The following is a 25,330-nucleotide window of genomic DNA, read 5'->3' on the forward strand; positions in this document are numbered from 1 at the left end:
GCCGCAGCCCGTCACCCCCCTGCCGCCCGGCGCACCGCCCGGGCGAGTGCGGCCGGCACCGCGCTCATATGGCCTTCATCCGGCACCACCAGCAGGTCGATCCGCCCGGCTTCGCCCTCAAGCTTCGTCAGCCGGTCGTGCATGTCGCGCACGCCGTCGACCATGCGCGCCATGCGCCGGAAGGCGATCCGGTCCGGCGCGTCACCGGGTTCCGCCGCCTGTTCCGCCCCGCCGACCGTCAGCGTCAGATCCAGAACCGGCCGGTCGGCGCGGGCGGCGAAGGCAGCCTCCTCTGCCAGCACCTCCCGATCATTCCACCAGATCGACGGGCTGGACGCCACCCAGCGGGTGAAGGCGTCCGGCCGGGTGAAGGCGGCGTGCAGCACGAAACGGCCGCCCAGCGAGTGGCCGAACAGGGTTGCCGCGTCGTCGTTCACCGGAAAGCGCCGGGCGACCTCGGGTCGGATCTCGTTCAGGATCAGGTCGAGAAAGGCTTCGTCGCCACCGGTCGGCACTTTCGGTGCCCGATTGCCCATCATCGCCCGGCCTTCGGGCGTCACGGCGGAGGTCAGGTTCAGATAGCGCCGGGCCATGTCGAAGCCGACGACCCCCGGATAGCCGATCGCCGCCACCACGATCGGCCGGTCGGCCGTCAACAGCGCCGCAACGGTACCGGCCACACCGAAGAAGGCATTGCCGTCCAGCACATAGAGCACCGGGAACCCGCCCGGCGGCGGGGTGACCGGCGGCACCGACACATCCACCCGATAGGTCAGGCCGTTGCGCGCCGCCGTCAGGTCGAAGGCGTGCAGGCCCGGCGCCACCGGTACGGCATCCGCCACACCGGGCGCCCCCGCTGCCCTGGCGGGCAGCAGCGTCCCCGACAGCGCGAAGGCCAGAACGAAAGCGGCGGCAAAGGGCATCAGCGGGCGCAGCACGACGGGCATCTCCAGCAGGTCGATCCGGGCGCCCATGGGACCGCAACTTGGATTGCGACGCAATCTCATTGAACGACATGCCGGTCAATACGGATCGGCACCGCCGATGGTGATCTCCAGAACAGCCGGCCGCCCTGCCCCGAGCAACCCTGGCAGGCCGTCCCGGATTGCGGCCACGGTATCGGCACGGAGATGTGCCACCCCCATCGACGCCGCCAGCTGATCGAAGGCGATGGCGGGATCGTCCAGAACCATGCCGACGGCATGCCCTGCCGCAGCACTCTCCAGCCCCATCCCCGTCGCCGTCCGCATCAGAATGTCGTAGCGCCGGTTGTTCAGGATCACGAAGATCACCGGCAGCCGCAGCCGGGCAGCCGTCCACAGCGCCTGCGGCGCATACATGGCACCGCCATCACCCGTCATGCACAGCACCGGCCGGCCGGTTGCGAGTGCGACGCCCGCAGCCGCCGGCATGCCCCAGCCCAGCCCGGCGCTGGCGACGAAATCATGCCGGTCGCCGATGCCGCCCTGCCAGAGCCGGCGCAGCCCCTCGATCAGGGCCGAGGCCTCGTTGACCACGGTCACGCCCCGCGGGACCGCCTTCAGCACCGCATCGGCGGCGATCATCGGATGCAGCGGCAGCCGGTCGCGGAGCCTGTCGAGCCGGGCCGTGAAGCCGGCATCGGCGACCGCCTTCTCCGCCCGCCGCCGCATGGTGACGGCGGCGACGCCCGGCCGCGCCACGACCGCGGAGAGTGCGGCAAGGCCTGCCGCCGGATCGCCGCCGACCACCAGATCGGCCGCGACGTCGAGCCCGGGCGCCGCCGGATCGCGGGCCAGCTGAATGACCCGCATCCCCTGCGGCAGGGCGGGTCCGGGCCGGTAGTGATAGGGCCTGATTGCCCCCTCCCCCGCCAGCACCGCCAGCCGTGCGTCGCCGAGGATTGAGCGGATCTCCGCCAGATCGGGCGGCAGCACACCACGCCAGCCCGGGTGATCGGTGGGGAAAAGATGGGCGCGCGGCACCGGGGTCGCAAAGACCCGGCAGCCCGTGGCATCGGCAAAGGCGATCGCCGCCCTCATCCCCTGCGGCCCGGCCAGCGTGTCCGACACCAGAAGCACCAGATCATCGGCCTCCGCACCTGCGATCATCGACGCCGCGGCATCGATGTCACCCGCAGCCGGGGCCGGCGCGGGAATACGCGGCGGTGGCGGGTCGGCGGCGGCAAGCGTCAGATCGACCGGCAGCGACAGAAAGACCGGCCCCGGCGGCCAGGCCCGGGCCAGCGCAAAGGCCCGGCGCAGCACCTGGCCGGCATCCTCGGGCCGGGTCAGTTCATGGGCATGCTTCACCACCGGCCGGGCAATGCCCACCAGATCATCGGCCAGCCAGGGCGCGCGGATCAGATGCCGGCTGTCCTGCTGGCCGGCGATGACCACCAGCGGCGTGCGCATGCGCGCCGCCCCGATCATCGCCCCCATGGCATGGCCAAGCCCGGAAGCGGTGTGGAGATGGGCGACCCCCACCCTGCCGGCGGCATGGGCATAGCCGTCGGCCATGGCGACGGCGACCGCCTCCTGAAGCGCCGGCACATAGCTGAGCCCGGGTGCGCGGGCGATGGCATCGAGCAGAGGCAGTTCGGTGGAGCCCGGATTGCCGAAGACGTGGGTGACGCCCTCATCCTCCAGCACCGCCGCGATCATCCGCGCGACCGACCTCTGCCCGTCCCCCATATCGTCTCGCCCCTGCCGCTTCGTATCCGCATGATGATCGCGCATGGCGCACATCATTCTGCCGACAGTCGCGGCATCGCTTCAAGACGGCAGACGGCAGGGGCGGTTGACGATGTCTCGGGGTCCCCCTCGTCAGGCGGCGCCGAGGATGGCCTCATCGGTCACGCCGAACAGTTCGTAGCGGATGTTCGCGGGCGCGACCCCGGCCGCGATCAGGTGCCGGGCCTGCGCCTTCTGGAACGCCCGGGGCCCGCACATATAGACGTCGATCTCGCGATCGGGCAGCAGCCCGGCGATGCGTTCCGCGTCGAAACGGCCGACCGAATGATGGGTCACGCCGACGCGGTCCGATGCGCCCGGGCGCTCATAGGCGATGTGCAGATCCAGGCCGGGCGTCGCCTCGGCCAGCGCGCGCAGATGGGCCCCGAAGGCATGGGTTTCGCCGTCGATCGCCGCATGGGCCCAGATCACCGGATGGTCCGGCCGCGTCGCCGCCAGGGTTTCCACCATAGCGAGCAGCGGCGTCTGGCCGACACCGGCACCCAGCAGCAGGATCGGCCGTGGCGTCTCCGTATCCAGGAAGAAGTCGCCCGCCGGCGGCGCCACCTCCAGCACCGCGCCGGGGCGGATCGTGTCGTGCAGCAGGCCCGAGCCGCGGCCTTCGGGTTCACGCTTCACCGCGATCCGCCAGCGGCCGTTGGCGGCACGTCCGGCCAGGCTGTAATGGCGCAGCAGCTGGGTGCCGTCAGGCCGGGTCAGGCGCAGGGTCAGATACTGGCCGGGGGCGAAATCCGGCAGTGCCTCCCCATCCTCGGGCGCCAGCAGGAAGCTCTTGATCACGCGGCTTTCCTCGGTGACCGCCTCGACCACGAAGCGGCGGAAACCGCGCCAGCCGCCCGGCCGTGCCGCGACCTCGCCGGCGAGCGCCGCCTCGCGATCGATGAACACCTTGGCGAGCAGACCATAGGCCTCGCCCCAGGCCGCCAGGATCGGCGGCGTCGCCGCATCGCCCAGCACGTCCGAAATCGCGGCCAGCAGATTGGCCCCCACCACGTCGTACTGCTCGGGCCGGACCTGGACGGCGACATGCTTGTGGGCGATGCGCTCCACCGCACCTGCCAGCGCGGCCAGATTGTCGATGTGCTCGGCATAGGCCAGCACGGCCGCCGCCAGCGCCCGCGGCTGCGACCCGTCGCGCTGATGCGCCGGATCAAACATCGCCGCGATCTCGGGGGCGGCCAGCAGGCGCTCGTAGAACCGGGTGGTGATGGCCTCGCCATGGGTGCGCAGCACGGGCACCGTTGCCTTGACGAGGGTAATGGTCGCGTCGCTCAACATGCGGAACTCTCCGGAACCTTCAACTCTGGCTTGGGTCCGGTGCATGGGCCGGATCCCGCAGGGCCGCCCTCCCGGACAAAAAGCTGTATATCAGATGTTTCTTATGACCGCCAGAAAGAAACATTCATTCCATGCGCATGTTATTGCATGGATGCCGCGCCCTGCATGCGCGCTTACCGCGTCGCGACATCCGTGCTTCCCGTCCGCTGCCGGCCTGTGCCATAGTCCGGCCGATATGCCGCAAGCTGGAGGTTCCGGAAGGCATGAACGGCGCGCGTGTGCTGATCTACAGCCACGACAGCTTCGGGCTCGGCCATCTGCGCAGATGCCGCGAGATTGCACACGGCCTGGTCGGGACATTCCCCGACATGTCGGTGCTGATCCTCTCGGGTTCGCCGATCATCGGCAGCTTCGATTTCAGAACCCGCACCGACTTCGTTCGGGTGCCGGGTGTCATCAAGCTGCGCAATGGCGATTACACCTCGCTGAAGCTCAAGATGGACGTCGACCACATCCTGAAGCTCAGGGGGGCGATCATCGAGCGCACGGCCGAGGTGTTCGAGCCCGACGTGTTCATCGTGGACAAGGAACCGCTGGGCCTGCGCGGCGAGGTCGCCCGCACGCTGAAGCGGCTGAAGCGCCGCGGCTCCCGGCTGGTGCTGGGGCTGCGCGATGTGATGGACGAGCCCGCCCAGCTGGCGCCCGAATGGAAGCGCAAGCGGGTGCTGCCGGCGTTGCGCGACCTTTACGACGACATCTGGGTCTACGGCCTGCCGGAAATCCATGATCCGCTGGAAGGCATCGACCTGCCGGCGGATGTCCGCGCCAAGATGACCTTTACCGGCTATCTGCGCCGCGAGGCGGTGCGGGGTGCCGCATCGGAACGCATCCAGTCGCTGATCGCCGGCGACCCGTACATCCTGGTCACCACCGGCGGCGGCGGCGATGGCGAAGAGCTGATCGACTGGGTGCTGAAGGCCTATGAACAGCATGGGCATAGCCTGCCGCACCGCGCCGTGCTGGTGCTGGGGCCGTTCATGAACCGCGAGGCGCGCGACCGGCTGCGCGCCCGGGCCCAGAAGCTGGACAAGATCGAAGCGCTGACCTTCGATGCGAATATCGAGACCCTGATGGCCGGTGCGCTGGGTGTGGTCGCCATGGGCGGCTACAACACCTTCTGCGAGATCCTGTCGCTCGACAAGCCCGCGGTCATCGTGCCGCGCACCGAGCCCCGGCTGGAACAGTTCATCCGCGCCGACCGGGCCGAGAAGCTGGGGCTGACCCGGATGCTGCTCGATCCGGGCCCAGATCGCAGCGCCGCCGCCATGGCCGAGGCGCTGCAAGGCCTCGAGCGCCAGCCCCACCCGTCTTCGGTGATGCCGGCCGGCATGCTCGACGGGCTGGATGCGGTCGCCGATCTGGTGGGTGCCGAGCTGGACCGGCGCGGCCGGCCCCAGGCCCGGATCCGCCAGGTGTCGGGCGGCGGTACCGGTCTGCTGCAGGCCCCGCAGGCCGAGGCCGCGCCCGACGAGGAAACCTGGTCCGACGAGGCCGATTTCGGGGCACGACGCCGTGCGGCACCCTGACGGCTGGCGACCCGGCCCCGGCGTGACCTCTGCCAGCCATGGCCAACAACCGACCATCGCCGTGGTCCTGAAGGGCTATCCCCGCCTGTCGGAGACCTTCATCGCCCAGGAAATCCGGGCGCTGGAAATGGCCGGGCTGCCGCTTCGGCTGGTATCGCTGCGCCATCCCACCGATACCCGCGTCCATCCGGTCCATCGCGAAATCACCGCCGGGGTCCGCTATCTGCCGGAATATCTCCATCAGGAGCCCTTCCGCGTGCTGCGCGGCCTGCGGCGTGCCGCCCGCCTGCCGGGCTTTGCCCGGGCCCGGGACGTCTGGCTGCGCGATCTTGCCCGCGACCGGACCCGCAACCGCATCCGCCGCTTCGGCCAGGCGGCCGTGCTCGCTGCCGAGCTGGAAGACGATGTGGCGATGATCTACGCCCATTTCCTCCACACCCCGGCCTCGGTCGCCCGCTATGCCGCGATCATGCGCGGCCTGCCCTGGTCGGTGTCGGCCCATGCCAAGGACATCTGGACCAGTCCCGATTGGGAAAAGGCCGAAAAGCTGGCGGATTGCGCCTGGGCCGTCACCTGCACCGCCACCAATCGCGACCATCTGGCGTCGCTCGCCCCCGACGACCGGGTGCAGCTGCTTTATCACGGCCTCGACCTCTCGCGCTTTCCCGATCCAGGGCCACAGCCGGCGGGACCGGACGGCACCGACCCGGCCTGCCCGGTCATCCTGGTCGGCGTCGGCCGGCTGGTCGAGAAAAAGGGCTGGGACACCGTGCTCGACGCTCTGGCCCTGCTGCCGGCGGATCTCGCCTGGCGCTTCGTCCATATCGGCGGCGGGCCGCTCAAGGACCGGCTGAAGGATCAGGCCGCCCGCCTCGGTCTCGCCGACCGGATCGACTGGCTGGGTGCCCGCGCCCAGGCCGAGGTGATCGAGGCCTATGGCCGGGCCGATCTCTTCGTGCTCGCCAGCCGCATTGCGGGCGACGGCGACCGCGACGGCCTGCCCAATGTCCTGATGGAAGCCCAGTCCCAGCGCCTGGCGGTGGTGGCGACGCGGGTTTCGGCCATTCCCGAATTCATCGACGACGGCGAAAACGGCCGGCTGGTGGCGCCCGATGATGCCGCCGGTCTGTCGGCGGCGCTCGCGTCCCTGATCCGCGATCCGGCCCGCCGGGCGGCGATGGGCGCGGCCGGGCGCCGCAGGCTTGAAGGCGCCTTCTCGCTGACCGGCTCGGTCGGGCCGCTGATCGACCGGCTGCGGGCGGCGGTGGCGGCGCGCGGAGGCCGCTGATGCGGGTCGCCCTCTACTGCCCCCTGAAACATCCCGATCATCCGGTGCCGAGCGGCGACCGGCGGATGGCCCGCCAGATCCTGGCCGCCCTTCGCCATGCCGGCCATGACACCGTGCTCGCCTGCCGCTTCGGCAGCCGCGACGGCCGCGGCGACCCGGATCGGCAGGCGCGGATCGCGCGCATCGGCACCGCCCTCGGCCAGATGCTGGCCCGTCGCTACATGCGCCCCGCCGCCGCCGCCGCGCGCCCCGATGCCTGGATCACCTATCACCTTTATCACAAGGCGCCGGATCACCTGGGGCCGGTGGTCGCGGCCGCACTCGACATCCCCTATCTGGTGATCGAGGCGTCGGATGCGCCCAAGCGCGCGACCGGCCCCTGGCAGGCCGGTTTTCACGCCGCCCGCCATGCCCTCGCCGCCGCCGATCTGGTGATGCCGATGACCAGGCTCGATGCCGTCTGCCTGGGGCGCCTGCTGCCGGCGGACCGGCTTCGCCTGCTGCCGCCCTTTCTGGACGATATCGGCCTGTTCCAGGCCGCCCGTGCCGATCGCGACCGGGCCCGTGCCCGGCTTGCCGCCGCGGCCGGGCTGGATCCGGCGCGGCCCTGGCTGCTGGCGGTCGGCATGATGCGGGCCGGCGACAAGCTCGACAGCTACCGCGTGATCGGCCGCATGCTCGCCGATCCGGCGCTCGCCGCGACACCGCTTCATCTGCTGGTCGCAGGCGACGGCCCCGCCCGGGCCGAGGTGACGGCCGCACTCGAACCCGCAGCCGCCGGCCGGGTGCATTTCCTGGGGGCGCTTGCCCCCGCCCCCCTGGCCGCGGCGATGGCGGCATCCGATATCCTGGTCTGGCCGGCGGTGCGCGAAGCCTATGGCATGGCGCTGCTCGAAGCTCAGGCGGCGGGGCTGCCGGTGGTTGCCGGTCGCACCGGCGGCGTGCCCGATGTGGTGGATGACGGGGTGACCGGCCTTCTGGCCCCGCCGGAAGACGCCGCCGCCCTCGCCGCCCTCACCCGGCGGCTGATCGATGACCGGCAGACCCGCGCCCGGCTGGCCGCCGCGGCGGGCCGACGGGCGGCCAGCCGCGATCTGGCCGCCGCCGCAGCAGCACTCGACGACGCGCTGGCCACTGCCGCTCTCAATCATGCCGCGCGGCGGCCGCGGCCGATGGAGGAGACGAGATGACCGGACCTGCCCGCCCGACCACCGGCGGTATCATCCTGGCCCTGATCCGCCATGGCCGCACCGACTGGAACGACCAGGGCCGCATGCAGGGCCGGCACGACCTGCCGCTCAACGACCGGGGCCGCGCCGAGGTGACCGGCTGGCAGGTGCCCGCCGCCATCGCCACCGCCTATGACTGGTACACCTCGCCCCTCCTCCGGGCGCGCGAGACGGCGGCCCGGCTGGGGGCGCCCGGCGCCCGGGTGGCGCCCGAACTGGTCGAAATGGCCTGGGGCATCTGGGAGGGCCGGCGGCTGGAAGATCTGCGCCGAGAGCAGCCCGACCGCATGGCCCTGATGGAAGCCCAGGGCCTGGATTTCCGCCCGCCCGAGGGCGAAAGCCCGCGCGATGTCCAGCGCCGGCTGAAGCCCTGGCTGGCGGCCATCGGCACCCATGGCCGCAATGTCGTGGCCGTCACCCACAAGGGCGTGATCCGCGCGATCTATGCGGCGGCCACCGGCTGGCCGATGCTGGGCAAGCCGCCGGAAAAGCTCGCCCGGGATGCCACCCATCTGTTCCGGGTCGACGAGACCGGCGCCGTCGCCGTGCATCACCTGAACCTGAAGCTCGTCTGAGGACGCCAGACCACATGACCGACGCCACCACCAGCCGCACCGATCGTCCGCGCATCCTGCTCTATGTCCAGCACCTGCTCGGCATCGGCCACCAGAAGCGGGCGGCGACCCTGACCCGGGCGCTGGAAGCGGCCGGCTTCGCCGTCACCTATGTCAGCGGCGGCTTTCCGGTGCGCGGGTTGGATACCGGCCCGGCCGATTTCGTGCAGCTGCCGCCGGCCCGGGCGGTCGACAAGTTCTTCAAGGTGCTGGTCGGCCCCGACGGCCAGGTGATCGACGATGCCTGGCGCGCCCGGCGCCGCGATCATCTGGTGGCGATCGTCGAGCGTCTGCAACCAGTGGCGGTGATCACCGAACTCTTCCCCTTCGGCCGCCGCCAGCTCGCCTCGGAAATCGTGCCGATGGTGGAAGCCGCGCGTGCGCTTCCCCGCCCGGCGCTGATCGTCTCCTCGGTGCGCGACATCCTGGTCGAGCCGCCGAAGGAAGAGCGCCGCCGCGAGATGCTGGCCCGGGCGCGGCGCTATTACGATCTGGTCATGGTCCATGGCGATCCGGCGCTGGTGCCGTTCGAGCGCACCTTCCCGCTGATGGCCGAGGTCTCGGATCTCGTCCGCTATACCGGTTATGTCGTCGACCGGGCACGCGAGACGGCGCCCTCGCCCGGCGGCAGCGCGCAGGACGGCCGGGACGAGGTGCTGGTTTCCGCCGGCGGCGGTGCCGTCAGCGAGGCGCTGTTCCGCGCCACCATCGCCGCCCGCGCCCTCACCTCGCCCGCCCTCGCCCGTCGGCGCTGGCGGCTTCTGGTCGGCTGGAACCTGGCCGATCCGGTGCTGGACGATCTCAGCCGTGTGGCGGCAGAGGCCGACGCCGACGGTTTCGTGGTGGAGCGTGCCCGTCCCGATTTCGTCGCCATGCTGGGCCGCGCCGCCCTGTCGATCTCCCAGGCCGGCTACAACACCCTGCTCGAGGTGATCGAGAACCGGGTGCCGGCCGTGGTGGTCCCCTATGCGGGCGGACTTGAAACCGAACAGGGGCTGCGCGCCGGCCTGGTCGCCGAGCGCGGCCTGGTCGAGGTGGTCGATGAAGAGACCCTGACCGCCGAAGGGCTGGCCGCTGCCGCCGATCGCGCCCTCGCGGCCGAACGGGACTGGCCGCGGCTCGACATGGACGGGGCCGCCGCCTCGGCACGGCTGCTGCACGACCGGCTGGCGGCCAGGGGATAGCATCCGATGGCTGCCGACCCCTGGGCCGATCTCACCGCCGAACTGGATGCCTGGGCCGCGGCCGGCCGGGTAGCGAGCTTCTGGTGGCGCGACGACGATGCCACCGCGCCCTCGCCCGCGCTCGACCGACTGCTCGGCCGCGCCGAGGCGTGTGGCGTGCCGCTGGCCCTGGCGGTGATCCCGGCCACGGCCGGGCCTGCCCTCGGCGATCGCCTGGCGGCGGCGCCCGCCGGGATCCGGGTGCTGGTCCATGGCTGGTCGCACGGCAATCATGCCCGGCCCGACAAGAAGAAATCCGAACTCGCCTGCGGCCGGCCGATGGCAGAGATGACCGCCGATCTCGCCCGTGGCCGCACCCGCCTGAACGAGCTGTTCGGCCCCCGCCTGCTGCCGGTCCTGACCCCGCCCTGGAACCGGCTGCCGGCCCCCCTGATCCGGGAGCTGCCGGCGATCGGCATCGACGGTCTCAGCCGGTTCAAACCGCGCAAGACCCGCACTCCGGCGCCGGGGGTGGTGGAGGTCAACACCCATATCGACCCGATCGACTGGCATGGTGGCCGTGGCTTCACGGGCGAGGTCGCGGTCCTGAGCGCCATTGCCGCACATCTGGCCGCCCGTCGCACCGGCCGGGCCGATCCGACGGAGCCGACCGGCCTGCTGACCCATCATCTTGTGCACGACCAGGCACTGGACGGGTTTCTCGACCGACTGATGGCCCATTTTGCGGCCCATCCGGCCGTGATCTGGCCGGATCTGCAGACCGTTTTCGCCGCCTGATCCCGGCTGGTGCGACGCAACATGTCGATGGCGGTCCACCTCGGCGCAGAACGGCTTGCAAGGCGCGGGGGGCAACGGGCATCCTATCGACGGCGCGACATGGGGATCGCGCAACGCCGAGGATGATCCGGACCGGTGACCTTTTCCACGACGTCGCTTCCGACCACGCCGGAGACTGCCATGGACCTGACCGGCAGGCCCGCGTCGGCACGCGCGGTGGCCGCCGCCCTGCCGCGGTTGCGTCACCGGCCGGGCCCCCTGATCGCCGATCTTGCCCGCGCGGCCGCCGGCGGTGCGGTGGTCGCCCTGCCTCTGCTGGTGGTCGATGGCATGAACGGCGTGCTGCAGCTGGCCCTGATCGCGCTGGTGCTGCTGTTCGCCGCCTTCGCGGTTCAGCGCGGGCTCAAGCTCACCGAAAGCTGGACGGCGGACGGCCATCATATCGTCCGCCGCGGCGCCATCGGCCAGAGCCGGCTGGATCTCTCCCGCCTCAGGACCTTCCGGCTGGAACATTTCGCCCCCCGCAAGGGTGCGGGCTGGTTCCGCCTGCGTCTGGTCGACGGCGGCGGGGTACGGCTCGCGGCCGAAGACACGCTTGAAGACTTCCACCGCCTCGTCGCCCTGGCCCTGGCTGCGGCCGAAGCCCGCGCCCTGCCGCTCGACGACGTCACCACCCATAATCTGGCGGCGCTCGGCCTCGCCAGGGGGCTCGCATGAGCGGGCGGCGCCATGGCTGGCCGCAGCCGAGGCCGCTGCTGTCGGTGCGCGATCTGGTCGTGCGCTTTCATCTGCCCGAAGGCCCGCTGACCGCGGTCGACGGCGTGTCCTTCACCATCAATCCGGGCCGGATCACCGCGCTGGTCGGCGAAAGCGGCTCGGGCAAGAGCGTGCTGACCCAGGCGGTGATGGGCCTGCTGCCGTCCATCGCCCGGATCGAGGGCGGGGCCGCGGTCTTCACCGACCCGCTCGACGGCCAGGCCACCGATCTTGCGACGCTTGCCCCCACCGGCCGGACGATGCGCCGGATCCGGGGAGGGCGCATCGGCATGATCTTTCAGGAGCCGATGAGCGCATTGTCGCCGCTGCACACGCTCGGCGACCAGATCACCGAGGCGGTGCGGCTGCATCTGAACGAAGATGCCGCAGCGGCGCGCGAGATCGCCGCCGACATGCTGCACAAGGTGGGCTTCCCGAACCCTGAAGCCGCCCTTGACCGCTACCCGTTCGAACTGTCGGGCGGCCTGCGTCAGCGCGGCGTGATCGCCATGGCGCTTGCCGCCCGCCCGGCCCTGGTCATCGCCGACGAGCCGACCACGGCGCTCGACGTCACGCTTCAGGCCCAGATCCTGAAACTGCTCCGCGACCTGCAGGACGAGCTGGGCATGGGCGTGCTGCTGATCACCCATGATCTGGGGGTGGTCTCAAGCCTGGCCGACGACATGGTGGTGCTCTATCGCGGCAAGGTGATGGAGGCGGGCCCTGCAGCCGAGTTGATCCGCAAGCCGGAACATCCCTATCTGAAGGCCCTGCTCGGCGCCGTGCCGCGGATCGGCATGGACCGCACGGAACGGCTGGTGCCACTGCGCGAAATCGCCCTCGATCCCCGCCTGGCGGCGGATGTGGTGGGGCGTCAGGGCACCGGCCCGAAGGCGGCCGCCGACACGCCGCTGCTCGCGGTGGACGGGTTGACCAAGCGCTTCACCAGCCGCGGCACCGGGCTCTTCGCCCGCGGCGGCGGCAGCAGCGTGACCGCGGTCGACCATGTCTCCTTCAGCGTCGGCCGGGGCGAAAGCGTCGGCCTGGTCGGCGAAAGCGGCTGCGGCAAGACCACCACCTCGCGCATGCTGCTGGGCGCGATCCGTGCCGATGAAGGCCGGATCCTGTTCCAGGGCGATCACGATGCCGCGCCGACCGACCTCGCCGCCCTCGACGACGGCGGCTGGATCCCGTTCCGCAAGCGTCTGCAATACGTTTTCCAGGACCCGTTCCACTCGCTGAACCCGCGGATGACCGTGTTCGACATCATCGCCGAACCGCTGGAGATCCACGGGGTCGGCACCGCGAAAGAGCGCGCCGAGCGGGTGAAGGCGTTGATGAAGATGGTGGGCCTGGATATCCGCCATCTCCGCCGCTATCCGCACAGCTTCTCGGGCGGCCAGCGTCAGCGCATCGGCATCGCCCGCTCGCTGGCACTCGGCCCGGAACTGCTCATCCTGGACGAGCCGGTCTCGGCGCTCGACGTGTCGGTCCAGGCCCAGGTGCTGAACCTGCTCAAGGATCTGCAGGATGCGCTGGGCCTCGGCTATCTGTTCATCTCCCACAATCTGGCGGTGGTCGACTATATGTGCGACCGCATCCTGGTGATGTGTGCAGGCCGGATCGTCGAGAGCGCGCCCCGCGAACGCCTGTTCGAAGATGCCCGCCATCCCTATACCAAGGCGCTGATCGCCGCGGTGCCCGAAGCCGATCCCGACCGGCCGCTCGACTTCGCGGCCCTGATGGATGGCCGCGCCTCGGATCCGGCGGCCTGGCCCGAGCCCTGGCGGCTGGCGCCGGGCATGCCGTCGGTGATGGACGAGGTGACGCCCGGCCATTTCGTCCGGGTGGCCGCAAGCGCGGAGGCCGCGGCATGATCCGCCTCACGCGTCTTGCCGGCATCCTGGCCGCAGCCGCCCTGCTCGCCTTCGGCGCACCCGCACGCGCCGCGGCCGGCGACGATGCCGGGCCCGCGATGGGCAGTATCATCGAGATGATGATCTCGCCCAGCGCGCCCATGCCGGCACAGCTGATCGAGCCGCCGGTGCTTGAACAGCAGGTGACGGAGGGCAAGCTGCCGCCGATGGCCGAGCGTCTGCCCAAGGTGCCGGCGGTCGACGACGTCGTCGGCCCCGATCTCAGCCCCGGCCGCTATGGCGGCAGCTGGACGATGCTGGTCGGCCGGCCCAAGGATGTACGCATGGCGCTGGTCTACGGCTATGCCCGGCTGGTGCGCTACACCCGCGATTTCTCGTTCGAAGCCGATATCCTGCGGGAGATGGATGTCCAGGACGGGCGGATCTTCACCCTGCATCTGCGCCCCGGCCATCGCTGGTCCGACGGCGAGCCCTTCACGGCCGAAGATTTCCGGTATTACTGGGAGGATGTGGTTAACAACAAGAAGCTCTATCCGGCGGGCCCGCCGCGCGAGCTTCTGGTCGATGGAGAGCCGCCGCGCTTCACCGTGATCGACCAGACCACCATCCGCTATGAATGGTCGAAGCCCAATCCGCGCCTGCTGCCGGCCATCGCCGGGCCGCTGCCGCTGACGCTCTACCGGCCGGCACACTATCTGCGCCAGTTCCACGAACGCTATGCCGATCCCGACAAGCTTGCGGCGATGATCGAAAAGCGCAAGCAGTCGAGCTGGGCGGCGCTGCACAACCGCATGGACACGGCGACCGATTTCAGCAATCCGGACTTCCCGACCCTGCAGCCCTGGCGGCTGCTGACCGCGCCGCCGGCGGTGCGGTTCCTGGTCGAGCGCAACCCCTATTACCACCGCATCGACCTGAACGGCCGCCAGCTGCCCTATCTGGACCAGATGGCGATCGACATCGTCGACGGAAAGCTGATCGCGGCGCGGGCCGGCACCGGTGACGCCCTGCTCCAGGCGCGCGGGCTGGATTTCACCGACTACACCTTCCTGAAGGCAGGCGAAAAGCGCTCTGACTACAAGGTGTCGCTGTGGCGGACGGGGCGCGGGGCCCATCTGGCGCTCTACCCCAATCTCAACGCCCGGGATCCGGGCTGGCGGGCCCTGTTCCGAGATGCGCGCTTCCGCCGGGCCCTGTCGATGGGCGTCGACCGGCACGAGATCGATGCGGTGCTCTATTACGGCCTGACCATCGGCGGCGGCAACAGCGTGCTCGACGAAAGCCCGCTGTCGCGCCCGGGCTATCGGAAGGTCTGGGCCAACCACGATGTCGACCGGGCCAACAAGCTGCTCGACGATATGGGTCTCGACAAGCGCAACGAGCGCGGTATCCGGTTGATGCCCGATGGCCGGCCGCTGGAGCTGGTGATCGAGACCGCGGGTGAAAGCACCGAACAGATGGACGTGCTGGAACTGCTCCACGATCAGTGGTTGCAGCTCGGCATCAAGACCTATGCGCGGCCGATGCAGCGCGACCTGTTCCGCAACCGGATCTTCGCCGGCGATACCCTGATGAGCGTCTGGTTCGGCATGGAAGCCGGTCTCGCCACCGCCGAGACCGACCCGTGGGAGCTGGCGCCGGTCAGCCAGCAATCGCTGCAATGGCCGAAATGGGGCCAGTACTTTGAGACCGGCGGCCGGTCGGGCGAAGCGCCCGACATGGACAAGCCCGATCAGCTGCTGGCGCTCTACAAGGAGTGGACGGTGGCGCCGTCCTCGGCCGACCGTGCGCGGATCTGGCGGGAGATGCTCGCGATCAACGCCGATCAGGTCTACACCATTTCTCTGGTCGCAGGCGTGTTGCAGCCGGTGGTCGCCAATCGGCGCCTGCGCAACCTGCCCGATCGGGGGCTCTACAACTGGGATCCGGGATCGCATTTCGGCCTTTACCGGCCGGAGCGTTTCTGGCTCGACAACTGACGGGCGCCCGACGACCGATCGGGCTCAAGATCCGCCGCGACAGCTGAGGGGCACCACAGAACCCCGCGGCGGATCCAGGAGGGGGAGCAAGGCAAGCGATGTTCGCCTACATCGCGCGGCGGTTGCTGATGATGATACCGACGCTGATCCTGATCAGCATCCTGGTCTTCGTCATCATCCAGCTGCCGCCCGGCGACTATCTGACGACGCAGCTTGCCGAGCTGGCGGCCCAGGGTGAGGCCGCCAGCCAGGCCAAGATCGAGTTTCTGCGCGCAGAATACGGGCTCGACCTGCCGCTCTGGGAACAGTACATCCGCTGGGCCTCGGGCCTGCTGGTCGGCGATCTCGGCTACTCCTTCGAATATCAGCTGCCGGTGGCCGAGGTGGTCGGCGACCGCCTGTGGCTGACCATGCTGGTGTCGTTCGCCACCATCATCTTCTCCTATGCCGTCGCCTTCCCGATCGGCATCTATGGCGCCATCCGCCAGTACAGCGCGCTCGACCACGGCCTGACCCTCGTCGGTTTTCTGGGCCTCGCCACCCCCAATTTTCTGCTGGCCCTGGTGCTGCTCTATCTGTCGAACATCTGGTTCGGCACCTCGATCGGCGGGCTGATGGACCCGGAATATCTCGACCAGCCGCTCAGCTGGGCCAAGTTCCTGTCGGTGATGGAGCATCTCTGGGTGCCGGTGGTGGTGATCGGCACCTCCAACACCGCCGGCATGATCCGCCGGCTGCGGGCCAATCTGCTGGACGAACTGCGCAAGCAATACGTCACCACCGCGCGTGCCAAGGGCCTGCATCCGGCGAAGATCCTGGTCAAATATCCGCTGCGCATGGCGCTGAACCCGTTCATCGCGGATCTCGGCAATGTGCTGCCGCAGGTGGTCTCGGGTGCGGCGATCGTGTCGGTGGTGCTGTCGTTGCCGACCACCGGGCCGATGCTGCTGCGCGCGCTGCAGACCCAGGACATGTATCTGGCCGGATCGTTCCTGATGTTCATGGCGCTGCTGACGGTGATCGGCGTGCTGGTGTCGGATCTGCTGCTCGCCCTGCTCGATCCGCGCATCCGCCTCGACGGAGGACGTTCGCGATGAGCGGCCCTGATCGCTACATCTCCCACGCCCCCTTCGACCCCGTTCATGACGAGGTCCTGACCCCGGCGCAGGAGAAATACTATCTCGCCTCGCAATGGCGGCTGATGTTCTGGCGGCTGCGCCGGCACAAGCTCGCCATGGCCTCGCTCTGGTTCCTGGGCTTCATCTATCTGGTGATGATCTTCGCCGAGCCCTTGAGCCCCTATAACCCCAACACCCGTCACATCGACAACATCCATGCCCCGCCGCAGACGGTGCATCTGTTCCACAATGGCGCGTTCGTCGGCCCCTTCGTCTATGGCACCCGCTATGCGCTGAACATGGACACCCTCACCCGGACCTATTCCGAAGACCGGGTGCGGCCGCTGCCGATCGGCTTCTTCTGTTCGGGAGAGCCCTACCGGCTCTGGGGGCTGATCCCGATGGATATCCGGCTGGTCTGCCCGCCAAAGGGCGGCACGCTGTTCCTGCTGGGCACCGATCGGCTGGGGCGTGACATGCTCTCGCGGGTGATCGAAGGCGCGCGGATCTCGCTGACCGTCGGTCTGATCGGCATCACCATCAGCTTCGCCCTGGGCATCCTGTTCGGCGGGCTCTCGGGCTATTACGGCGGCTGGGTCGATGCCGGCATCCAGCGGCTGATCGAGGTGATCCGCTCCTTCCCGGAGCTGCCCTTGTGGATGGCTCTGTCTGCCGCCATGCCGGTCACCTGGCATCCGCTCTGGATCTTCATCGGCATCACCGTGATCCTGGGCCTGCTCGACTGGACGGGTCTTGCCCGGGCGGTGCGCTCGAAACTTCTGGCGCTGCGCGAGGAAGACTATGCCACCGCCGCCGTGGTCATGGGCGCACGGCCCAGGCGGGTCATCCTCCGCCATCTCCTGCCCAATTTCATGAGCCATCTGATCGTCTCGGCCACCCTGACCATCCCGGCCATGATCCTGGGCGAGACCGCGCTCTCCTTCCTGGGCCTCGGCGTGCGCGCGCCGCTGATCTCCTGGGGCGTGCTGCTGAACGATGCCCAGGACATCAACGTCGTCACCCAATATCCCTGGCTGTTGCTGCCGGTGGTACCGGTGGTGCTGACGGTGCTTGCCTTCAACTTCCTGGGCGACGGGCTGCGCGATGCGGCCGACCCCTACCAGACCTGAACAGCCTGGACGCCCCCAAAAAAGAACGCCGGCCACAGGATGGCCGGCGTTCTTCATGTCGGAGGCGGGTTCAGCCTGGATCAGCAGGCCGCCATGCGGTCGGCTTCGTCGCCGGTCGCCAGCGACCGCATCCGCTCGGGGTCGAGCAGACGGACGGCATGGACGCCATCGAGCGAGATGATGCCGTCGCGCTTGAAGGCGGCGAGCGTCCGGCTGACGGTCTCGATCGTCAGGCCCAGATAGTCGCCGATATCGGTCCGGGTCATCGGCAGCGGCAGAGGGTCGTTCGCCTCGCCGCGTGCCTCCAGCCGGTCATAGAGGCCCAGCAGGAACGAAGCCAGACGCTCGCGGGCGCTCTTGCGGCCCAACAGCAGCATCTGCTCGCGCGAGCGGGCGATTTCGTCCTGCGCGAGGCTCAGCAGACGGCGGCCCAGAACCGGGATCCGCTCCTGCAGGTTTTCGAAATCACGGCGCCGGAAGCGGCAGACCGAGACCCGGGTCAGACTCTCGGCGGCCAGGCCGCCCAGGCGGTCATCACCCAGGCCAAGAAAATCTCCGGGCAGCAGGAAGCCCAGAACCTGGGTCCGCCCGTCCGGCAGACTCTTATAGAGCTTCGCCGTACCCGCGGTCACGTTGTACACATAGGGCGACCGCTCGCCTTCCTCGGCAAGCAGCGCATGGGCCGGCACCTCGATCCGCGACACGATCGACGCCACCGCCGACATCGCCTCGTGGCCGAGATCGCCGCAGAAAGTCAGGGCACGCACGTCGCAGGCATCACAATCGACACGCGAGCAGCTCGTGGGTGGCTGTCCGGAACTGGGCAGAAGGCGGCTGTCGTTCATGGCTCTCGGACCTTATCGTCGAAGGGCGCATCCGTTGCATATCGGGCGCCTTTGCGGTGCCGTTCATGCACCGCGTGTTTGTTGCAGATCAAATCTAGCATGAGCGTAAGCGGTTTGAGAGTGACGTTTCGTCACGCTCCGGCCCCCCGGCATTGCATGCAACGCCGGGCTGGCACCCCAATCGGATCATGATCTGGCACCGGCTGATGTGCTAAACAGGGTCGCCGCACCCGCCGCATCCATCCTTTCCGGAGCGCTACCCCGTGACCCTTGGAGATGCCGTCGACGCCCTGGTTCTGGGCATTGTCGAAGGTCTGACCGAATTCGTGCCGGTCTCCAGCACCGGCCATCAGATCGTCGTCGCCGATCTGCTGAATTTCCGCGGCGACTTCGCCATCGCCTTCAACGTGATCATCCAGCTGGGCGCCATCCTGGCGGTCGTCTGGGAATATCGCGGAAAGATCGTCCATGTCGTCGCCGGCCTGCCCAGCGATCGCGAGGCGCAGCGTTTCACCCGCAACCTGCTGATCGCCTTCTTCCCGGCGGTCATTCTGGGGCTGCTCTTCGCCGACATCATCCAGGAATACCTGTTCAACCCGATCACGGTTGCCGCGGCGCTGGTGATCGGCGGCCTGATCATCCTGTGGGCGGAGAAGCGGGATCACCGCATCCGGGCAAACTCCACCGAAGAAATGCGCTGGTCGGATGCGCTGAAGATCGGGTTCTGTCAGTGTCTTGCGCTGATCCCCGGCACCTCGCGCTCCGGCTCCACCATCATGGGCGGGCTGATTTTCGGCATGTCGCGCAAGGCGGCCACCGAATTCTCCTTCTTCCTCGCCATCCCGACCATGATCGGCGCCACCGTCTACATGTTCCTCAAGCACGGCTCCACCCTGCTTGCGGGTGATCTGGGCGTGCTGGCGATCGGCTTCGTCACCTCCTTCATCTTCGCGATGATCGCGGTGCGGGGCCTGCTGAAATTCATCGGGCAGCACAGCTATGCCGTGTTCGCCTGGTATCGCATCGCCTTCGGCCTGTTCATCCTGGCGACCTGGGTGTTCGGCTGGATCGACTGGACCAGCGTCACCGACCTCTGACACCTCCCGAACCGCCCCGGCGGCCTCTCCGTTTTCAAACGGCTTTAGCGGAACCTGCGCCAGGATCGTGCAGGCTCCGCTTTTCTTTTGCGGGCATCGCCCGAGGTGCATTCGGCATGGACCACCGCCGGACCGCGCCGTCACGCCACGATGTTCTTTCAAGCCGGCGCGCATGACGCGTCTTCGGCAGAACCCCTTCAGCCGCCCGCGCTAACGTCGCGTCAGCAGGCCGGTCCCGCATGCCGATGGTGAACAGCCGTCGGGATGACGAGGCCGGGTTGAACATGCTGACGTGAAAGGATGCGACATGCTGAGGATCGATCGTGCATCCCCGGCGCTGGTCCGGATGACCATCGACAGGCCGCCCGCCAATGCGCTCACCCTGGATCTGATCCAGGCCCTGGCGGACGCCCTCGTCCGCTTCGGGGAAGAGGCCGAGGCACCGGCCGTGATATTGACCGGGGCCGGTCAGCGCTTCTTCAGTGCCGGCGGCGACATACGCGAAATCGAGACGCAGGCGGACGTCGCGCTGCCCAGAATGCGCGTCTTCCACCATCTGCTGACCGTGCTCGAGAACTATCGCTGCCCGCTGCTCTGCGCCGTCAACGGCTATGCGGTGGGCGGCGCGCTGGAACTGGTGCTGTATGCCGATTATGTCGTGGCGAGCGAAAACGCCCGGTTCGGCTTCCCCGAAATCAATCATGGCCTGCTTCCGGCGGCGAAGGGCATGCGCCAGGCGATGAACCGCCTTGGGCGTCGGATGGCCGAGCGGCTCCTCTATTCCGGCGAACTGGTTTCGGCACCCGAGGCGCAGGCGATGGGCCTCGTCGACGAGGTCGTTCCGTCGCAGGATGTGCAGGATCGGGCTCGCGTCGTGGCCGAGGCCCTTCGTCTCAAGGACATGCATCTGTTCGCCGCGATCAAGCGGACCTTCAACGACGCGCCCCTCATGACCGACGCGCAGCTCGAAGCGCGCACCCTCAGCGACATGCAGGATTATCTGAGCCGCGCGGAGACCGCCGCGGCGCGCGAACGGTTCCTCCAGCGCAAGGCGAGGCAGACCCATGATTGACGGCGATCATCTCCGGCTTGAGTTCATGACCTCGCCCGAGGTCGCCCGTGCCATCGAAAACGGCATGCGGACCATCGTCATCCCCTGCGGCGCGGTGGAGCAGCACGGGCCGCACCTGGCCCTCAGCGTCGATGCCGACCATGCGGAACACCTGGCCGTCCTGGTGGCCAAAGCTATCGGAGATGCGCTGGTTGCACCGACCATAAGGGTCGGCTGCTCCTCCCACCATCTCGCCTTTCCCGGCACGATCTCGCTGCAGGACAGCACCTTCGAAATGATCTGCCGGGATTATTGCACCAGCCTGGCGCGGCACGGCTTCGACCGCATTCTCATTTTCTCGGCACATGTCGGCAATTTCCCGCCATTGGCCGGCATGCTGCCCCGGCTGCGATCGGCCGTGCCCGCCTCCTGCCGCGTCTCGGCATTCACCGAGTCCAGGGCCTGGCTTGAACGGTGGCGCGATGCCGTCGAAGAAGCGGGGGGTGAGCCGATCAGGGTGGGCGGTCATGCGGATATCGCCGAAACCTCGCTGATGCTCGATATCCACCCCGAGCGGGTGCGTACCGCGAAATACGAAGCCGGAAAACCGGGTCTTCTGTCGCAGAGCGATCTGGAACTGATGTGGCGCGACGGGCTTGCGGCCGTCAGCCCCAACGGCATTCTGGGCGACCCCGACGGATCCTCGGCAGCGATCGGCAGGCACTGCATCGAGCGGATCGCCGCCCTCCTCGTCGCGGGTTTTTCCGAAGGCGATCCGGCGTAACCGGGGGGATCCTCCTCCCGCCAAACAATATTCCGAACACCCGGCAAACCTCGCGGATCTTCGGCAGCTTCTGCTGCGGGCTTCGTGACAAGCTTCCAGTCATTAGAGGGGTATTCCAAACAAACCCGAGAGGGCATCCCAAAATGGCAGTCAAGTTCGGCTTCTGGTCCGAGCAGGAAACTCTGGTCGGTCAGAGTTATGCGCGCCGGCTTCATGAGCTTGTCGAGGAAGCGGTCTTCGCCGAGAAGATGGGTTTCGACATCGTCAGCCTGTCCGAACAGCATGTCGCACTGGGCGGGATTTCCAGCTCCGCGCCCGAGGTCGTCTATGGCTACCTCGCGGCGGTCACGTCCCGGATCCGGCTGCGGCCGGCGGTCTCGCTGATGCCCAAGAAGATCAACCACGCGCTACGCACGGCAGAGCGTGCCGCGGTCACCGACATCCTGTCCAACGGGCGCCTGGAGCTGTATTGCGGCCGTGCGAACACCACGATCGCGATGCGGGCCTTCAATGTGGAGCCCGCTGAAACCCTTGCGCAGATGGAAGAAGGGATCGCGCTTATCCGCGAAGCCTTCAGCAAGGACATCTTCACCTTCCAGGGCGAGCACTACCAGGTTCCGCCCCGCATGCTGGTCCCGAAGCCGCTCCAGAAGCCCTATCCGCTGATGGGTATCGCCGCGACCAGCGAACGCAGTCACGTCTGGGCGGCCCATCAGGGGCTCGCGGTCCTCAGCCACACGCTCTATCAGGGCTGGGAGGCGCAGGCGAAGATGGTGGAAGCCTATCGGTCGAACTGGCGCCGGGATCCGAACGGTCCCCTCGACCGTCCGCGTCTCGGCATGCCGGTGTTCCTCGGCATCGCCGAAACCGATCAGGCGGCGAAGGACATCTATGCCGAGCCGCTGATGCACTACGCCCGCATCTCGACCGATGCCTATCCCCGGCTCGCCAAAATCGCGGACGACTACGCCTATATGGGCGAAGGTCTGGAAGCCCTCCAGCGCGCAGCCACCGATTGGGATTATCTCCTGAACGACTCGGCCAGCCTGGTCTGCGGCAGCCCCGATACGGTCATCCGTCAGCTGGAACGGTTCATCGACGCCGGCGCCGAAGAAATTCTGTTCCACATCGACTCGGTTTCACATGCGGAGATCATGAAGGCGATCGATCTGGTCGGGCGCTACGTCATTCCGCACTTCAACGATCGGAACAATGTCGTGCGCCCGACCGACGAGATACTCGACCGGATCCGCATGATGCGAAAGACGGGCACCTCCGCCTGATCCCTGTCCGACCGATCTGGAGGGTCTCATGACCGACAAGACCTATAGGGGCCTGCTCGTCGAGAAGCGCGCGAGCGGCGTGGCCGTCATCACCCTGAACCGGCCCGAAATTCTGAACGCCATCGACTGGCCGATGCACGCCGCGCTGGAAGAGGTATTCGTCGACCTCGACAACGACCCGGCCGTCAAGGCCATCGTGCTCACCGGTGCGGGCCGCGGCTTCTGTTCAGGCGGCGATCAGAACGCGCTCGACGACGACGTGGGAACCATCTCGGCCACCCGCTCCGGTCGTCATCTCATCCGCAACATGCTCGAACTGGAATCGCCGCTGATCGCCGCCGTGAACGGGGTTGCCGTCGGCCTTGGCGCCACGCTCGCGCTGTTCTGCGATGTCGTCTTCGCAGAACCCGCTGCCCGCTTCGCCGACACCCATGTGACGGCGGGCGTGGTTGCCGGAGATGGCGGCGCGACGATCTGGCCGCTTCTTCTGGGGCCGGTCCGGGCGAAACACTACCTGATGACCGGCGACTTCATTTCGGCCGAGGATGCGGCCGCAGCCGGCATGATCAACAAGGTCGTACCGGAAGGCACCGTCGTCGAACATGCGATCCGCTATGCGGAGATGCTGGCATCCGGCCCGCGCGACGCCATCGTCTGGACCAAATATGCCGTCAACAAGCTGATCAAGGAGCAGGTTCATCTGAACCTCGACACGGCGGCGGCGCTCGAAATGCTCACCTTCAACAGCCCTGAGCGCAGAGATGCCGTCTCCACGTTCCGCGAAAAGCGCAAGCGCTTCGCAGAAGGTGGCTACTGACATGGGCGGGCCACACGCGCTTTCTCCGGCCGCCCCCTCTGTCACTGCTCCTTCACCGATGCCCCCCGAAGACGGGACGCTGCCGTCGCTGCTGCGTGACCGCCGCGACAGAATGGGCAAGGACGTCGCCTTTTTTCAGAAGCGGGGCGGCTCGTGGCACGCCTCGACCTGGGATGACTATGCAAGGCAGGTCGCCTGCCTGTCGCGTGCCCTCCTGGATCATGGCCTGCAGAAAGGGGACCACGTCGCCATCATCGGCGACGTCTCGCAGGAATGGGTCGTCGCCTTCATGGCGACGGCCTGTTCCGGCGGCGTGGCGGTCGGGATCTATTTCACCTCGTCGACAGAGGAGGTGGAATATTTCCTGGAAGACTCCGGCAGCAAATTCGTCTTCGTTGCCGGCGAGAAGGAACTCGACATCCTCCTCCGCAGCCGGCAGGCGGCGACGCTCAAAAAGATCGTGGTGTTCGATCCCACGGTTCCGTCCCTCGGCAACATCGTGACGCTGTCGCAGTTCTCCGCGCCGGCTTCGGCCTGTGCCGCGCTGCTCGACGATCAGGCCGGCCTGGCACGTCCCGGCGACAATGCCTGCATCGTCTACACCTCGGGGACGACCGGCAATCCAAAGGGCGCGATCCTCACCCACCGGTCGCTGATCCAGGGGGCCGCGACCACCCGAAGCTATTGCCCGGCCCTCTACCGCGACCCCCAGCGGGTTGTCGTCCATCTCCCGCTCTCTCATGTCGTGGGGCTCGGACAGGGGATCGTCTTTCCCCTCATCAGCAGGGTGACGCCCTATTTCGGCGAGACCGGTGCCGACTTCGCGGCGACCATTCAGGACGTGAAACCGACCTACTGGATGGCGCCGCCGCGCTTTTATCAACGCTATGCCGCCGAACTGGTCAGCAGGATCAATGCATCCTCGTCGGCACGGAAGACGTCCTATCACTTCGCGATGTCGATCGCACAGAAGGCCCTGGCGGATCGCCAGGCGGACGGCCCCGATGACCCGTTTCTCCAGGCGCTTTTCGCCACCTGTCGCGATCAGATCTTTCTGCCGCTTCTGGCGGAGATCGGGCTCGACCAGCTGACGTCTCCCTATACCGCATCCGCACCGATGCCGCCGGACGTCATGAAGCTCTGGCAGACATGGGGTGTGAATCTCAAGGAAGCCTATGGCCAGACCGAACTGGTCGGGGCCAATGTCGCCCAGATGCGCGACTGGTCGACGCCCGGCACGATCGGCGTGCCGATCGCGGATCCCCGCTGGAAGACGCGGGTCGCCGGCGACGGCGAAATGCTGGTCGCGGGGCCCGGCCTGTTCATCGGCTATCTGAACAAGCCCGAGGAGACGCTGGAAGCCCTCCGCGACGGCTGGCTCCACACGGGCGACGTCGTCGAACGTCGACCGGATGGCCTGCTGGTGATCATCGATCGGAAAAAGGAGATCATCAACACCTCCGGCGGCAAGTCGATCAGCCCGGCGCAGATCGAGAATGAATTGCGGCAAAGTCCGTACATCTCGGAAGCGGCGGTGTGCGGCGACGGACGCAAATACCTCGTGGCATTGATCGAAGTGGACCACATTGCGGCCGCCGACTGGGCAAAAGACCGCGGCGAGGCCATCAACACATATGCGGATTTCTGTTCGTCGGAAGCCGTCATCCGCCTGATCGAGGGCGAAGTCGCCAAGGCGAACCAGAGGCTGGCGCCTGTCGAACAGATCAAGTCGTTCCGGATCCTCCCCGAGGAACTGACGGCCGAGAATGGCGTGATGACGGCCACCAGGAAGAAGAAGCGGAAGGTCCTGAACGAACGCTATAAGGACCTCATCGATTCTCTCTATGACCATTCCGAAGACAGCCTGATCCGCAGCGCCCTCTCGAACACATGACGCGGTCGCAT

21 protein-coding genes are annotated in these 25,330 nt (G+C 68.1%); 17 read left to right on the top strand and 4 right to left on the bottom strand.

Annotated features, from left to right (window positions below):
• Window positions 1–11: 11 nt before the first annotated feature.
• From WI697_RS15835 to hmpA, 3 genes are all read right to left on the bottom strand, one after another.
• A complete protein-coding gene (locus WI697_RS15835) occupies window positions 12–974 on the bottom strand; it encodes an alpha/beta hydrolase (RefSeq protein WP_345959098.1) in 963 nt (320 codons plus the stop codon).
• 48 nt (window positions 975–1,022) lie between these two features.
• Window positions 1,023–2,717, bottom strand: coding sequence for a thiamine pyrophosphate-binding protein (locus WI697_RS15840; protein ID WP_345959099.1), 1,695 nt, complete (start codon window positions 2,715–2,717; stop codon window positions 1,023–1,025).
• Window positions 2,718–2,804: 87 nt separating this feature from the next.
• Window positions 2,805–4,055 carry an NO-inducible flavohemoprotein gene (hmpA, locus tag WI697_RS15845; protein ID WP_385997527.1) on the bottom strand — a complete coding sequence of 417 codons (1,251 nt, stop codon included), beginning with the start codon at window positions 4,053–4,055 and terminating at the stop codon, window positions 2,805–2,807.
• Between the two features lie 218 nt (window positions 4,056–4,273).
• Here hmpA and WI697_RS15850 point away from each other — a divergent pair, with 218 nt between their 5' ends.
• From WI697_RS15850 to WI697_RS15900, 11 genes are all read left to right on the top strand, one after another.
• Window positions 4,274–5,596 carry a glycosyltransferase family protein gene (locus tag WI697_RS15850; protein ID WP_345959101.1) on the top strand — a complete coding sequence of 441 codons (1,323 nt, stop codon included), beginning with the start codon at window positions 4,274–4,276 and terminating at the stop codon, window positions 5,594–5,596.
• Window positions 5,597–5,618: 22 nt separating this feature from the next.
• The gene (locus WI697_RS15855; RefSeq protein WP_345959102.1) at window positions 5,619–6,884 is read left to right on the top strand and encodes a glycosyltransferase; all 1,266 of its coding nucleotides are present in this window, start codon (window positions 5,619–5,621) and stop codon (window positions 6,882–6,884) included.
• Window positions 6,884–8,074 (top strand): glycosyltransferase family 4 protein, encoded by a 1,191-nt coding sequence (locus tag WI697_RS15860; RefSeq protein ID WP_345959103.1) that lies wholly within the window; start codon window positions 6,884–6,886, stop codon window positions 8,072–8,074. The genes WI697_RS15855 and WI697_RS15860 overlap by 1 nt, the downstream gene beginning before the upstream one ends.
• Window positions 8,071–8,688, top strand: a complete 618-nt coding sequence (locus WI697_RS15865) for a histidine phosphatase family protein (RefSeq protein ID WP_345959104.1) — start codon at window positions 8,071–8,073, stop codon at window positions 8,686–8,688. The genes WI697_RS15860 and WI697_RS15865 overlap by 4 nt, the downstream gene beginning before the upstream one ends.
• A gap of 14 nt (window positions 8,689–8,702) precedes the next feature.
• Window positions 8,703–9,911 carry a glycosyltransferase family protein gene (locus WI697_RS15870; protein WP_345959105.1) on the top strand — a complete coding sequence of 403 codons (1,209 nt, stop codon included), beginning with the start codon at window positions 8,703–8,705 and terminating at the stop codon, window positions 9,909–9,911.
• A 6-nt stretch (window positions 9,912–9,917) separates the two neighbouring features.
• The gene (locus WI697_RS15875) at window positions 9,918–10,688 is read left to right on the top strand and encodes a polysaccharide deacetylase family protein (protein ID WP_345959106.1); all 771 of its coding nucleotides are present in this window, start codon (window positions 9,918–9,920) and stop codon (window positions 10,686–10,688) included.
• A 180-nt stretch (window positions 10,689–10,868) separates the two neighbouring features.
• A complete protein-coding gene (locus WI697_RS15880) occupies window positions 10,869–11,405 on the top strand; it encodes a hypothetical protein (RefSeq protein WP_345959107.1) in 537 nt (178 codons plus the stop codon).
• The gene (locus WI697_RS15885) at window positions 11,402–13,321 is read left to right on the top strand and encodes an ABC transporter ATP-binding protein (RefSeq protein WP_345959108.1); all 1,920 of its coding nucleotides are present in this window, start codon (window positions 11,402–11,404) and stop codon (window positions 13,319–13,321) included. The genes WI697_RS15880 and WI697_RS15885 overlap by 4 nt, the downstream gene beginning before the upstream one ends.
• Complete coding sequence (locus WI697_RS15890; protein WP_345959109.1) at window positions 13,318–15,300, top strand: ABC transporter substrate-binding protein; 1,983 nt, start codon at window positions 13,318–13,320, stop codon at window positions 15,298–15,300. The genes WI697_RS15885 and WI697_RS15890 overlap by 4 nt, the downstream gene beginning before the upstream one ends.
• A gap of 98 nt (window positions 15,301–15,398) precedes the next feature.
• Window positions 15,399–16,397, top strand: coding sequence for an ABC transporter permease (locus WI697_RS15895; protein WP_014745542.1), 999 nt, complete (start codon window positions 15,399–15,401; stop codon window positions 16,395–16,397).
• On the top strand, window positions 16,394–17,548 hold the full coding sequence (locus WI697_RS15900; protein WP_345959110.1) for an ABC transporter permease: 1,155 nt from the start codon (window positions 16,394–16,396) through the stop codon (window positions 17,546–17,548). Before WI697_RS15895 ends, WI697_RS15900 begins: the two co-directional genes overlap by 4 nt.
• Before the next feature lie 80 nt (window positions 17,549–17,628).
• Here the strand turns inward: WI697_RS15900 and WI697_RS15905 are convergent, their stop codons facing one another.
• On the bottom strand, window positions 17,629–18,315 hold the full coding sequence (locus WI697_RS15905; protein WP_345959111.1) for a helix-turn-helix domain-containing protein: 687 nt from the start codon (window positions 18,313–18,315) through the stop codon (window positions 17,629–17,631).
• Between the two features lie 341 nt (window positions 18,316–18,656).
• Between WI697_RS15905 and WI697_RS15910 the strand changes: the two genes are divergently transcribed.
• The 6 genes from WI697_RS15910 (at window position 18,657) to WI697_RS15935 (ending at window position 25,319) form a co-directional block, all read left to right on the top strand.
• The gene (locus WI697_RS15910) at window positions 18,657–19,490 is read left to right on the top strand and encodes an undecaprenyl-diphosphate phosphatase (protein WP_345959112.1); all 834 of its coding nucleotides are present in this window, start codon (window positions 18,657–18,659) and stop codon (window positions 19,488–19,490) included.
• 346 nt (window positions 19,491–19,836) lie between these two features.
• Complete coding sequence (locus WI697_RS15915) at window positions 19,837–20,562, top strand: enoyl-CoA hydratase/isomerase family protein (protein ID WP_345959113.1); 726 nt, start codon at window positions 19,837–19,839, stop codon at window positions 20,560–20,562.
• Window positions 20,555–21,325 (top strand): creatininase family protein, encoded by a 771-nt coding sequence (locus WI697_RS15920; protein WP_345959114.1) that lies wholly within the window; start codon window positions 20,555–20,557, stop codon window positions 21,323–21,325. The genes WI697_RS15915 and WI697_RS15920 overlap by 8 nt, the downstream gene beginning before the upstream one ends.
• Before the next feature lie 143 nt (window positions 21,326–21,468).
• The gene (locus WI697_RS15925) at window positions 21,469–22,608 is read left to right on the top strand and encodes an LLM class flavin-dependent oxidoreductase (RefSeq protein WP_345959115.1); all 1,140 of its coding nucleotides are present in this window, start codon (window positions 21,469–21,471) and stop codon (window positions 22,606–22,608) included.
• Between the two features lie 28 nt (window positions 22,609–22,636).
• Complete coding sequence (locus tag WI697_RS15930) at window positions 22,637–23,425, top strand: enoyl-CoA hydratase/isomerase family protein (RefSeq protein ID WP_345959116.1); 789 nt, start codon at window positions 22,637–22,639, stop codon at window positions 23,423–23,425.
• Window positions 23,426–23,537: 112 nt separating this feature from the next.
• Window positions 23,538–25,319: an AMP-dependent synthetase/ligase gene (locus WI697_RS15935; protein WP_385997547.1), complete on the top strand. Its 1,782-nt coding sequence runs from the start codon at window positions 23,538–23,540 to the stop codon at window positions 25,317–25,319.
• Window positions 25,320–25,330 lie beyond the last annotated feature (11 nt).

Source organism: Tistrella mobilis (assembly GCF_039634785.1).
GTDB lineage: Bacteria > Pseudomonadota > Alphaproteobacteria > Tistrellales > Tistrellaceae > Tistrella > Tistrella mobilis.